This is a genomic window from Streptomyces sp. SID1328, assembly GCF_009865595.1.
Taxonomy (GTDB): Bacteria; Actinomycetota; Actinomycetes; order Streptomycetales; family Streptomycetaceae; genus Streptomyces; species Streptomyces griseoluteus.
Map to the genome: position 1 here is coordinate 1 of NZ_WWKH01000929.1, position 11,511 is coordinate 11,511.

Below are 11,511 nucleotides of genomic sequence, written 5' to 3' on the forward strand. Positions count from 1 at the left end.
CCCAGCCGAGCACGGCCTCGGCGAGCGCGAGGGGGAGTCCGTCGTGGAAGCGGGCGAGCTGGTCGGCGGTGCGGGCGCAGTGGCCGCAGCCGTCCAGGTGGCCGCGCAGGTCCGGGTCCATGGCGAGTCCCCCGCCGCGCCGGAAGGTGACGTCCAGCATCCGCAGGTAGCGTCCGCACTCGGCGTCGGGGGCGAGCTCGCGATGGGTCTGCAGGCACTCCTCGCGCAACCGGTCGCGGGCGCGGGCGAGTTCGACGGCCGTGCTCTCCTCGTCCAGCCCGAGCAGCGCGGCGGGCACGGCGAGGGGTTCGCCCTCGACCTCGGTGTGCCAGAGCACCGCGCGGGAGGGCTGGGGCAGCCGCTGGAAGGCGCGGGCCAGCAGCCGTCGGCCCGGTGGCGGGAGCAACCGGCCGGCGACGCGCTCCCCGCTCGCCGGGTCGGGCCGCAGCGCGGGGTGCAGAAGTTCCTGGCGGCCGTCGGTGTCCCATTCGGCGGCGATGCGCCGTACGGTGACCAGCAGGTGGGGGCGCCAGGCGGCGGAAGGGCCGGCCTGGTGCAGCGACTCGCCGAACAGCCGGGTGAACGCGGCCGTGGTCAGCATGCCGGCCGCGCGGGGCCCGTCGGTGCACAGCCGGGCGTAGGCGAAGGCGGCGGCCCAGTGCCGGTCGAGGAGTTCACCGACGGGGTGGAGGGCGGACGCCGATCCCGTCCACTTCTGGAGTTCCGCGCTGAGTTCGCCGTCGGAGATCCCGAACGGCCCGGCGGAATCCCAGGAATTCGACGGCCCTTCGCCCTTCACGCGCTATTCCTCCAGAATCCACACGGAATCAGGTCCGTACCAATCGGCAGGACGGTGGACGAGGTGACTCAACTGCCTTTTGGTGAAGGGCAATCACCTCCGTCACGGCGACGCACACTTTCGCACAGGGCGACAGGAGGGAACAAGGGATCTCCCGTCGGGAAACGAGTTCACGGGAAGTCTTTGACTCGTATTCAGTAGAGACGAAAGCGTTGACGCACCAAAAGAAGGCTTGGACGCGCATTTCCGGGCACGGTCCGGGCAAAGAGTTGACGTGCTCCGGGCCGCCGGGTTGGATCATCCGGGTGCCGACCGAGACGAGCCCGCGCGGCGGGAGCCGAGCCGTCCTCCTCGCCCTCGCGCTGCTCCTCACCGGGTGCGCCACCGGGAGCCCCGCACCCGAGAGCCCCCGACTTCCGCCCAGGCACGCCGGGTTCGACTACCAGATCGGCGGTGCCTACCCCCCGCCCGCAGGAGTCCGTGTCGTCACCCGTGACCGCGCCGACTCCCCCGCCAAGGGGCTGTACAACGTCTGCTACGTCAACGCCTTCCAGGCCCAGCCGCAGGAGCGCGCCGACTGGCCGGCCGACCTGTTGCTGCGTGACCGCGCGGGCAAGGTCGTCATCGACGAGGACTGGGACGAGCCCCTGCTCGACATCGGTACCCCGGCCAAGCGGAAACGGATCGCCGACCGGGTGAACCGCTGGACCGACGGCTGCGCCGAGAAGGGCTACGACGCGATAGAGCCCGACAACTACGACAGCTACACCCGCTCCCGCCGCCTGCTCACCCCCGCCGACGCGACCGCCTTCATGCGCCTGCTCACCCGGCACGCGCACGCCCGCCGCCTGGCCGTCGGCCAGAAGAACACCCCGGAGCTGGCCGGCCACCACAAGAGCGCCGGTCTCGACTTCGCGGTGGCGGAGGAGTGCGGCCAGTACGACGAGTGCGGGACCTACGCCCGCGCCTACGACGACCGGGTGCTGGACATCGAGTACACCGACAGCGGCCTGCGCAAGGCCCTGGCCGGCTGGGGCTCGCGGCTCAGCATCGTCCGCCGTGACCTGGACGTCTCCACACCGGGCGAGGCGGGGTACGTGCGCCGCACGGGCTGATGCCTTCAGGGCCGGTCCAGCAGCTCCAGCCCGCGGGTCCACGCGACCCGCCCGGCACCCGTCCCTCGCCGAAGCGGACGCCGAGCCCGCGCAGCCGGGTCAGGCTCTCCTGGTAGGCGGGGTGGGTGGCCAGCGCCTCGCCCACGCTGGGCAGGACAGCGATCGGCACGCCGAGCCCCAGCGCCTCGCACAGGGTGCCGACGGCCAGGGTGTCCGCTATGCCCGCGGCCCACTTGTTGACGGTGTTGAAGGTCGCCGGGGCCACCACGACCGCGTCCGGCGGCGGGAAGGGGCGGGGGTCGGCCGGGGAGCGCCAGGCGGGCGCACGGGACGCCCGGTGCGGGACTCGGTGCCGGGCACGTCGAAGAAGCCGTTCATCGCGGCAGGGGTGGCGATCACGCCCACCTCCCAGCCCCGCTCCTGGGCCTCGGCGATCAGCGTGCCGACGCCGGAGGCGACCCCGGCCGCGCAGACGACGACGTAGAGAAAGGGTTTCCCGGCGAGTTCGGTCACCGGGAAACCCTATAAGTCCAATTGAGCGGCGGTCAGCTCTCGGTGACGGTGATCGCCCCGACCGGGCAGGCGCGGGCCGCCTCCCGGAGCATCGGGCTGCCCGCTCCGTCCTCGGCGCCGGGCAGCAGCGTGCTGTAGCCGTCGTCGTCCTGGGTGAAGACGCTCGGGGCGGCCAGTGTGCACTGGCCCGCGCCGATGCAGAGGTCCTTGTCGATCTCGATGTCGGTGTGCATGGGAGAAGCCTCTTACCAGGTCACGGGGAGTTCCAGCATCCCCTGGATCGTGTCGCCGGGCTTGAAGGGGATCTCCTCGGCCGGGACCGCGAGGCGCAGGCCGGGCAGCCGGGCGAAGAGGGTGCCGAGGGCGATCTCCAGCTCCGCGCGCGCCAGGTTCTGGCCGAGGCACTGGTGGATGCCGAAGCCGAAGGCGACGTGATGGCGGGCGGAGCGGCCGAAGTCGAGGGCGTCGGGGTCGGGGTACACGGAGTCGTCGCGGTTGATCACCGAGGTGGAGAACATCACGCCCTCCCCGGCCCGGATGGTGACCCCCTCGATCTCGATGTCGTCCACGGCCACCCGGAGCAGGCCGTCGGCGATGGACAGCATCCGCATCAGCTCCTCGACGGCCGTGGGCAGCAGCGCGGGGTCGGCGCGCAGCTCGGCCAGCCGGTCGGGGTGCTGGAGCAGGGTGTAGGTGCCCAGCGAGATCATGTTGGCGGTGGTCTCGTGCCCGGCGACCAGCAGGATGACGGCGAGCGAGACGACCTCGGCTCGGTCCAGCGCGCCCTCGCTGAGCTGCTTGTGGACCAGGTCGTCCAGTACTCCCTCGCCCGGCTCGGGGTGGCCGGCCTTGGCGTCGATGAGGCCACCGAGGTAGGTCTCCAGCTCCTTGCGGGCGTTCTGGCTGTCGTCGGCCGTCGGCCCGCGCAGCAGCTTGCGGGACTGCTCCTCGAAGAACTCGTGGTCGGCGTACGGCACCCCGAGCAGGTCGCAGATGACCATGGACGGCACGGGCAGGGCGAAGGCCGACACCAGCTCGGCGCCGGGCCCTTGCTCGATCATCGCGTCCAGGAGGTCGTCGACGATTTTCTGGATGGCGGGCCGGAGGGCTGCGGCGCGTTTGACCGTGAACGACGGGATCATCATCCGCCGCTGGACCTGGTGCTCGGGGTCGTCCAGGCCCAGCAGGGCGACCCGGCGGTCCCGCACGCCCGCGAACCGGGCGGTGGGGATGGGGAACTCGGGGCGGCGCCGGTCGCTGGAGAGCCGGGGGTCGGCGAGCAGCGCGCGGGCCGCGGAGTGCCCGCTGACGGCCCAGACCTCGCGGCCGTCGTACAGGGTGACGCGGGACACGGGCCGGCCCTCGCGCAGCGGGCCGTACCCGGTGGGCGGGTGGTAGGGACAGGTGCGGTCCTGCGGGAAGGCGACGGGATCGGCCGCCTTCGCCGGGCCGGTGGTGTCCGTCAGTTCCGTCATGAATGGACCTCGCAGACGAAGAAGTACCTCGAACCGATCTTCATTAGATGCCCGGGGCACCTATGGGGCGACGGCAAGTTCGGCCAGATCGGTGACCCGTCGGATCTGGCCGAAGAAGCGCGGCCACCGGAGGTGTCCGGACAGCGGAATCCGGTCGTCCGACGCACATCGGTCCTCCCAGTGTCGTCGTGTACGCCCCTTTTCGGCCACCGGCGGCCGGAGACCGGCCGAGAGATCCGGCTATTCACCCGCGTGGCCCAGAGGATGCGCGGTACGGATGATTCCGGCGGCCCCCGGTGTTGCGGTGGAGCGCAGGCGTGAAGCCGTCGGCAGGACGAAACACGACGAAGGGGAGAGCCATGGCTCTTGAAGGCGAGTACGAACCGAGCCCGGAGCAATGGGTACGCGATCAGGTCGAGCTGTACGAGAGCTCCGGCGGGAGGGAGGGGAACACGCTGCTCGACACCGGGCTGCCGGTGATCATCCTGACCACGCGCGGCAACCGCAGCGGCAAGCTCCGCAAGACGCCGCTGATGCGGGTGGAGCACGACGGGAAGTACGCGGTGGTCGCCTCCGTGGGCGGCGCGCCGAAGCACCCGGTCTGGTACTTCAACGTCAAGGCCGACCCGACGGTCGAACTCCAGGACGGCCCGGAGAAGCGGGAGATGCGCGCCCGCGAGGTGAACGGCGACGAGAAGGCCCAGTGGTGGGAGCGGGCCGTCGCGGCCTTCCCGCCCTATGCCGAGTACCAGGAGAAGACCGACCGGGAGATCCCGGTCTTCGTCCTGGAGCCGGCCGGCGCGAGCTGAACGGCCGCCGGGGGGCGGCTCACGTACCTTCCGCGTACGGCGGGTGTGAACCGTCCCCCGGAGGGCACGCGTAGGTCAGGCCCCGCCGCGCTCCCCCGTCGCGGCGGGGCTTTCATGTGCGGCGCGGTCGGTGTGGTCGTGGCCCGTGTGGTCGCGGTCGGTGACGTCGAAAAAGATCTGCCCGGCCTCGGGGAACATCTCGGCGACGGACCGCTTGATACGGACGGCGATCTCCTCGACCTCCTCGCTGTCCATTCCCGGCACCAGGTCGATGCGCGCGGCCACGAGGGCGGAGTCGACGCCGGTCTTCATGGTGAACAGCGCCTCCACGCTGTCGATCTCCGGCTGGGCGCACAGCAGTTCCCGTATCCGCCCGGTCAGCTCGGGGTCGGCGGCCTCGCCGATGAGCTGGTCGCGGGCGTCGCGGCCGAGCCGGTAGGCGACGTAGACCAGCAGGCCGCCGATCAGGATCGACGCGCAGCCCTCCCAGACGGCCTGCCCGGTGAGCATGTGCAGCACCATGCCGATGGCGGCGAAGGTCACACCGAGCACCGCGGTGCCGTCCTCGGCGAGTACGGTGCGCAGCGCGGGGTCCTGGACGTCACCGACGCCCTCGCCCTGCCGGTGCGCCTGGCGCACCGCCCGGATCAGGGACACCCCCTCGGCGACGAAGGCGACGCCGAGCACGACGAGGCCCGCTATGTAGCCGCTGAACTTCTCCTCGGCTCCGCTCCTGATCGCCTCGAAGCCCTGGAAGAAGGAGAAGCAGCCGCCCATCACGAAGATGCCGACCGCCGCCAGCAGGGACCAGAAGAACCGTTCCTTGCCGTAGCCGAAGGGATGGCGGGCGTCCGGCGGCCGGCGGCTGCGGCTCAGCGCGGCCAGCAGGAACACCTCGTTCAGGCTGTCGGCCACGGAGTGCGCGGCCTCCGACAGCAGGGCGGGCGAGCCCGCGAAGATCCCTCCGACGGCCTTGGCCACCGCGATCACCAGGTTCGCGGCGAGTGCCACGAGGACGGTGACGCGGGTGTGTCCGTCGGACTTGGCGGCCTCCTGGCCGTCGCTGTCGCCGGTCGTCGTGTCCGGCTGCTTTTCCGAAGTAGCGCTCACCTGTCGGCAACTGCCCCCGGCGGCGAGGATCACACGGGCCCGGACGGGGGAGGTCGGGGACGGTCCGGGGAGGGAGCGGGCCCGGTGAGGAAGGAGTGTCACATGGCGAAGAAGAGCAAGAACATGAGCAAGATCAAGGCGCCCCTCCTGCACAAACCGGTGGGCTTCGCGCTGAGCTGGGCCGGCGGTGCGCTGGCCGGGCTGGCCTTCCGGAAGGCGTGGATGGTGATCCGGCACGAGGAGGAGGCACCCGACCCGCTGGACCCGGACCGGGGCTGGGGCGAGATCCTGCTGGCGGCCGCGGTGCAGGGCGCGATCTTCGCGGTGGCGCGCAGCGTGGTGGACCGTACGCGCGCCAAGGCGGTCGCGCGCTCCACGGGTACCTGGCCACACCCGAACGCGGCTCCGGCCAAACGCTGAACACCCGGCCGCCAGCGAAGTCGGAGCACCGGGTCGATCACAAGAACACAAATTCGAACGGGCTCCGTCAAACCCGGAGACATATGTCAAGCGAACATGCTCAAATTCCTCCTGTCGAGCTGGTCGCCGCGCGGCGCGGTCCGTCGCGGGCGCGGGTGGGACGGGTGGGAGGTGGTGCCGTCGTGCGGGAGGAACCCACCCCGCTCAGCCGGCATCTGCGGGTGCGTGAGGAGCACGGGCACACCGTGCTGGAGTTACGGGGTGAGATAGACATCGCCTCGGCGGCGGAGATCTCACCCCTGCTGGACCGGCTCACCGGCCGCGAGCGTGTGCGGGTGGTGCTGGATCTGCGCCCCGTGGAGTTCTTCGACTGCTCGGGCCTGCGCCTGGTCAGCCGGGCCCGGCACCGGGTCCTGGAACGCGGCGGCCGTCTCCAGCTGGTCTGCGTGCACCCCCTGACCCTGCGCGTCCTGGCGGTCACGGGCCTGACCCGCGTCCTGCCCCCGCACCCGACTCTGGAGTCCGCGCTGGGGGTCTCGGACAACCCCTAGGAGACAGCCCCTAGGCTTCCGCCGGCTGCTCGAACAGCGCGCTCACCGATTCTCCGTCGTGGATGCGCCGCATCGCCTCCGCCAGCGCCGGGGCGATGGACAGCACCCGGAGCTTGTCGGTGCGCTCGTCCTCGGGGACCGGCACGGTGTTGGTGCAGACGATCTCCAGCACGTCCGGCTGCTCCCCCAGCCGCTTCAGCGCCCCCGCCGCGAACAGGCCGTGGGTGCAGGCGACCCGGATCGAGCGCGGACCCAACTCCCTCAGGCGGTCCAGAAGTTCGAGCACCGTGCTGCCCTTGGCGATCTCGTCGTCCAGCACGATCACGTCCCGGCCGGCGATGTCGCCGATCACCGAGCTGATACTGACCCGGTCGTCCGCGAACCGCTGCTTGGCGCCGGCCGCGACCCTGGCGCCGAGCCGCCGGGCGAAGGCGGCGGCCTCCTTTGCGTTGCCGAGGTCCGGGGAGACGACCGTGGTGCGCGAGAGGTCGTACTGCCGGAAGTGCGCGGCGAGTTCGCGCAGGGCGTGCAGATGGTCGACCGGCACCGAGAAGAAGCCGTGCACCTGCGGGGAGTGCAGGGTCATGGTGAGCACCCGGCTGGCGCCCGCCGCCACCAGCAGATCCGCCACCAGACGGCCGCCGAGCGAGATGCGGGGCGTGTCCTTCTTGTCCGAGCGGGCGTAGGAGTAGTGCGGCATGACGACGGTGATCCGGGCCGCCGAGGCGCCGCGGGCCGCGTCGCACATCATCAGCAGCTCCACCAGGTGCTCCTGCACCGGCCGTACCAGAGGCTGGATCAGGAACACGTCCCGCTCGCGGCAGTTGGCCCGGAGCTGGACCTCCAGGCAGTCGTTGGCGAACCTGCTGACCCGTGCGGGGCTGAGCGTGACGCCCAGGTGCGCGCACACCTCCTCGGCCAGCCGGGGGTGGGCGCTGCCGCTGAAGACGGCGATGTCTCGCACGATCCGCTCCTCGCATGATCGGTACGGGCTGGGCGGCCATGCTACCGGCCGCCCCTCCCCCGTCCCGGACGCCGGGCGTGGCGGGTCTCGTACGGGAGCGGCAGGGGTACGTACGTCAGCGGTAGGGGATGGTCAACTCGATTGCCTGTTCGCTTTGTTGGCGGGCATCCGAGGAGGGGGAAGGGAGAACCGTGGAGAAGACGACTACGGCCGGCAGGACGACTCCGGTCCAGGGGCGGCCCCGGCGGACGCCGCTCTGGGTCAAGGTGCTGGCGGCCATCGCCCTGGTGCTGGTGCTGCTGTTCGCCGGGATACCACTGGCCGTGCTGCCCGGCATCAAGGACCTGTTCGGCACCGAGTCCCGCGACCGCTCGGGCCCGGCGCTGCTCCAGTCCATCCAGGACATGAGCCGCTACCAGGCCGCCTCGGGCAACTTCCAGGTCGTCGTGGACCTGGAGAAGAACGCCAAGTACCTGCCCGACGCGCTGCGCGGCACCCGCACCCTGTACGTCGGCGCGGGCACCGTGGACTCCTACGTGGACCTCGGCAAGGTCGGCGACAAGGACGTGACGGTCAACGACGACCGCACCTCCGCCGTGCTGAGGCTGCCGCACGCCCAGCTCGGCAAGCCCGCGCTGGACCCGGACCGCTCCTACGCCGTCTCCAAGCAGCGCGGCCTGCTGGACCGGCTGGGCGATCTGTTCTCGGACAACCCCAACGGCGAGCAGGCGGTGCAGAAGCTGGCCGTCAAGCACATCGGCGAGGCCGCCCGCGACAGCGAGCTGACCGCGCGCGCCGAATCCAACACCACCGGCATGCTCCAGGGCCTGCTGCGCTCCCTCGGCTTCAAGGACGTACGCGTCTCGTACGGCCCCTGACGCCTTGCCCGGTCAGGCATCACCGGCCGCTTACCGGGCATTCGCTGCTTCTCACGGGGATGTTCACGACTGGAGGACCACCTCATGGCCCGTACCGCCCTACGCCTGCCGACCGTACTGCGCACCCCTTTGCGGCGGGGGCGCGTGGAGAAGACCGAGCCGGTCGCCGAGCCGGAGCCGGCGGTGACGGAGCCGGTGGTGGCGGAGCGCAAGCCGCTGCCGCTGCCGATCCGGCTGCCGATCATGCTGCTCGCGTTCGTGTTCATGGTGGCCTTCGCCATCGCGCTGGCCAAGGTCACGCTGGAGCCGTCGCCCGCCTCGGAGGCACTGACGCACAGCAACCTGCGGCCGGGCAACTCCCTGAAGGCGTACTTCGACTACGGGACGGTCCACGACGCCCTGAAGCAGATCGGCGGCAACGTGCTGCTGGGCGTGCCGTTCGGCGTGCTGGTGCCGGTGCTGGCTCCCCGCGCGCGGGGCATCCTGCAAGTCCTGTTCCTGACCGCGCTGGTGATGCTGATGGTGGAGCTGACCCAGGGCGCGCTGATCACCGGGCGGGCCTTCGACATCGACGACGTCATTCTCAACACCGCGGGTGCGCTGTTGGGCTGGCTGCTGCTGGGGCGCCGGCTGGGGCGGGCGGTGCACGCGCGGCGGCCCAAGGCCGTGCAGGACTGAGCGTCCTGAACCGGTTTGTCCGGTCGGCCGCTCACTGGTCTGTACCAAGCTATTGACGGCCCCGGTCCCGGTCTCTACAACAAGAGGCGTCACTCCCCCCATGTGAAACGGAGAGTCATGGCATCCCCACGCCTGCTCCGCAGATGCCTCCTTGCCGCTCTCTCCGCCGCGCTGGTCGGCGCGGCGGCCGTCGGTCCCGCGAGGGCCGACACGGCCGCCGCCCCGGCCGTCGCGGCCGCGACGTTCTCGGACTCCTTCGACGGCCCGGCGGGCTCCGCCGTCGACGGCTCCAAGTGGACGCTGGAGACCGGAGACAACGTCAACAACCACGAGCGGCAGTACTACACCTCGGGCACCAAGAACGCGGCGCTGGACGGCCAGGGCCACCTGGTCATCACCGCCAAGCGCGAGAACCCGGCGAACTACCAGTGCTGGTACGGAAGTTGCCAGTACACCTCGGCCCGGCTGAACACCTCGGGCAAATTCAACGCGCAGTACGGGCACGTCGAGGCCCGGATGAAGATCCCGCGCGGGCAGGGCATGTGGCCCGCTTTCTGGATGCTGGGCACGCCGGTGAACTGGCCGGACTCGGGTGAGATCGACGTGATGGAGAACGTCGGCTTCGAGCCCTCCACCGTGCACGGCACCATCCACGGCCCCGGCTACTCGGGCTCGGGCGGCATCGGCGCGGGCTACTCGCTGCCGAACGGGCAGGCTTTCGCCGACGCCTTCCACACCTACGCGGTCGACTGGGCGCCTGACTCCATCACCTGGACGGTGGACGGCAATGTCTACCAGCGGCGCACCCCGGCCGACCTGGGCGGCAAGACCTGGGTCTTCAACAAGCCGTTCTTCCTGATCCTGAACCTCGCGGTCGGCGGCTACTGGCCCGGCGACCCGGACGGCTCGACCCAGTTCCCGGCGCAGCTCGTCGTGGACTCGGTGTCGGTGACCACCAGCGGCGGCCCGACGGGCGGCCAGGCCATCCGGGGCCTGGCCGGCAAGTGCGTGGACGTGGCCGCGGCGAACTCCGCCAACGGCACCCCCGTACAGCTCTACGACTGCAACGGCTCGGCGGCCCAGCAGTGGACGGTCGGCTCGGACGGCACGATCCGCGCGCTCGGCAAGTGCCTGGACCTGAAGGACAACGGCACGGCGGACGGTACGCCCCTGCAACTGTGGGACTGCGCGGGCAGCCCCAACCAGAAGTGGGTGGTGTCCTCGGCCAACGACATCGTCAATCCGCAGGCCGACAAGTGCCTGGACGTGACGGGCGCCAACTCGGCCAACGGCACCCGGCTCCAGTTGTGGACCTGCAACGGCACCGCCGCCCAGAAGTGGACGGTGGGCTAGCTACCCCCTGCCTCGGCGGGTACCGCGCACCCGCCAGGTGAACTTGTCGCCGCCGACCCAGCGGACCACGTCCGGGTCGTCCAGGTCGTGGATGACGATGCCGCGGGCGGCGGCGGCCTCCAGCACCCCCGTGATGGACGTGACCTCGCCGATCACCTCGCCGTCGATCTCCATGACCCGGAACGGCGGCGAACCCGGCCTGCCCTCACAGACCCCGAGCACCCGGATGCGCGGATTGGACATGTACGGAGCTGATTGTTCGGTCATGCCTCCGAGCGTAGAACGCGAGCGGCGGGGAAGGCTCGTCCGCACGGGCCGTCCGGGCCGCCACCGTGCGCGGACCGCCCCGGTGGGCAACCCTGGAGGTCCGTGCGGAGCCGGGAGGTGGCCATGGAACCCGTCGCGGCGCTGGACCGGATCGCCTTTCTGCTGGAGCGCTCGCTCGCGCCCACCTACCGGGTGCGGGCCTTCCGCACGGCCGCGCGCGTACTGAAGGACCTTCCCGAGGACGAGATCGCCCGGCGGGTCTCCGCGGGGACGCTCCAGACGCTGAAGGGGATCGGCCCGAAGACCGCGAAGGTGGTCGAGGAGGCCGTGGCCGGGGACACGCCCACCTATCTGCGCTCGCTGGAAGAGGACGCCGGGGGCCCGCTGACGGCGGACGGCGGCGAGGAGCTGCGGGCGCTGCTGCGCGGCGACTGCCACACCCATTCGGACTGGTCGGACGGCGGCAGCCCCATCGAGGAGATGGGCTGGGCGGCGGCCGAGCTGGGCCACGAGTGGACCGCGCTCACCGACCACTCCCCCCGCCTCACCGTGGCCCGCGGCCTCTCCCCCGAGCGGCTG

13 protein-coding genes and 2 pseudogenes are annotated in these 11,511 nt (G+C 71.2%); 8 read left to right on the plus strand and 7 right to left on the minus strand.

The genetic code is table 11. The features are described from left to right. A pseudogene (locus GT030_RS30065) lies at positions 1-799 on the minus strand (hydrolase); the annotation flags it as partial. Positions 800-1,161: 362 nt separating this feature from the next. On the opposite strand from GT030_RS30065, the gene GT030_RS30070 reads away from it, so the two are divergent. Next, positions 1,162-1,914: an endo alpha-1,4 polygalactosaminidase gene (locus tag GT030_RS30070; RefSeq protein ID WP_237522925.1), complete on the plus strand. Its 753-nt coding sequence runs from the start codon at positions 1,162-1,164 to the stop codon at positions 1,912-1,914. Here GT030_RS30070 and GT030_RS30075 read toward each other — a convergent pair. The 3 genes and pseudogenes from GT030_RS30075 to GT030_RS30085 all read right to left on the minus strand — a co-directional run bounded on the left by GT030_RS30075 (position 1,844) and on the right by GT030_RS30085 (position 3,902). Further along, positions 1,844-2,427, minus strand: a pseudogene (locus tag GT030_RS30075) (flavoprotein). The gene GT030_RS30070 and the pseudogene GT030_RS30075 overlap by 71 nt on opposite strands. Positions 2,428-2,459: 32 nt before the next feature. Then, the gene (locus tag GT030_RS30080) at positions 2,460-2,660 is read right to left on the minus strand and encodes a ferredoxin (RefSeq protein WP_135784678.1); all 201 of its coding nucleotides are present in this window, start codon (positions 2,658-2,660) and stop codon (positions 2,460-2,462) included. A 12-nt stretch (positions 2,661-2,672) separates the two neighbouring features. After that, complete coding sequence (locus GT030_RS30085; RefSeq protein ID WP_161203793.1) at positions 2,673-3,902, minus strand: cytochrome P450; 1,230 nt, start codon at positions 3,900-3,902, stop codon at positions 2,673-2,675. A 359-nt stretch (positions 3,903-4,261) separates the two neighbouring features. Between GT030_RS30085 and GT030_RS30090 the strand changes: the two genes are divergently transcribed. Continuing rightward, entirely contained in the window at positions 4,262-4,711 is a 450-nt protein-coding gene (locus GT030_RS30090; protein WP_161203794.1) for a nitroreductase family deazaflavin-dependent oxidoreductase, read from the plus strand. 75 nt (positions 4,712-4,786) lie between these two features. On the opposite strand, the gene GT030_RS30095 is transcribed toward GT030_RS30090, so the two are convergent. Further along, the gene (locus tag GT030_RS30095; RefSeq protein WP_346009774.1) at positions 4,787-5,722 is read right to left on the minus strand and encodes a cation diffusion facilitator family transporter; all 936 of its coding nucleotides are present in this window, start codon (positions 5,720-5,722) and stop codon (positions 4,787-4,789) included. A gap of 201 nt (positions 5,723-5,923) precedes the next feature. Between GT030_RS30095 and GT030_RS30100 the strand changes: the two genes are divergently transcribed. Further along, positions 5,924-6,241, plus strand: coding sequence for a DUF4235 domain-containing protein (locus GT030_RS30100; RefSeq protein WP_161203795.1), 318 nt, complete (start codon positions 5,924-5,926; stop codon positions 6,239-6,241). A gap of 182 nt (positions 6,242-6,423) precedes the next feature. Beyond that, positions 6,424-6,792, plus strand: a complete 369-nt coding sequence (locus tag GT030_RS30105) for an anti-sigma factor antagonist (RefSeq protein WP_346009772.1) — start codon at positions 6,424-6,426, stop codon at positions 6,790-6,792. Positions 6,793-6,802: 10 nt separating this feature from the next. Here the strand turns inward: GT030_RS30105 and GT030_RS30110 are convergent, their stop codons facing one another. Beyond that, positions 6,803-7,756, minus strand: a complete 954-nt coding sequence (locus GT030_RS30110; protein ID WP_161203797.1) for a ribose-phosphate pyrophosphokinase — start codon at positions 7,754-7,756, stop codon at positions 6,803-6,805. A gap of 191 nt (positions 7,757-7,947) precedes the next feature. On the opposite strand from GT030_RS30110, the gene GT030_RS30115 reads away from it, so the two are divergent. The 3 genes from GT030_RS30115 (at position 7,948) to GT030_RS30125 (ending at position 10,665) form a co-directional block, all read left to right on the plus strand. Further along, on the plus strand, positions 7,948-8,634 hold the full coding sequence (locus GT030_RS30115) for a DUF4230 domain-containing protein (protein WP_346009773.1): 687 nt from the start codon (positions 7,948-7,950) through the stop codon (positions 8,632-8,634). Between the two features lie 84 nt (positions 8,635-8,718). Next, positions 8,719-9,312: a VanZ family protein gene (locus GT030_RS30120; protein ID WP_161203799.1), complete on the plus strand. Its 594-nt coding sequence runs from the start codon at positions 8,719-8,721 to the stop codon at positions 9,310-9,312. Between the two features lie 117 nt (positions 9,313-9,429). Beyond that, positions 9,430-10,665 (plus strand): family 16 glycosylhydrolase, encoded by a 1,236-nt coding sequence (locus GT030_RS30125; RefSeq protein WP_161203800.1) that lies wholly within the window; start codon positions 9,430-9,432, stop codon positions 10,663-10,665. Here the strand turns inward: GT030_RS30125 and GT030_RS30130 are convergent, their stop codons facing one another. After that, positions 10,666-10,932, minus strand: a complete 267-nt coding sequence (locus tag GT030_RS30130; protein WP_161203801.1) for a hypothetical protein — start codon at positions 10,930-10,932, stop codon at positions 10,666-10,668. It lies immediately after the preceding gene. Between the two features lie 123 nt (positions 10,933-11,055). On the opposite strand from GT030_RS30130, the gene GT030_RS30135 reads away from it, so the two are divergent. Then, the coding region (locus GT030_RS30135; protein WP_237522922.1) for a PHP domain-containing protein at positions 11,056-11,511 on the plus strand (456 nt) is incomplete at its 3' end.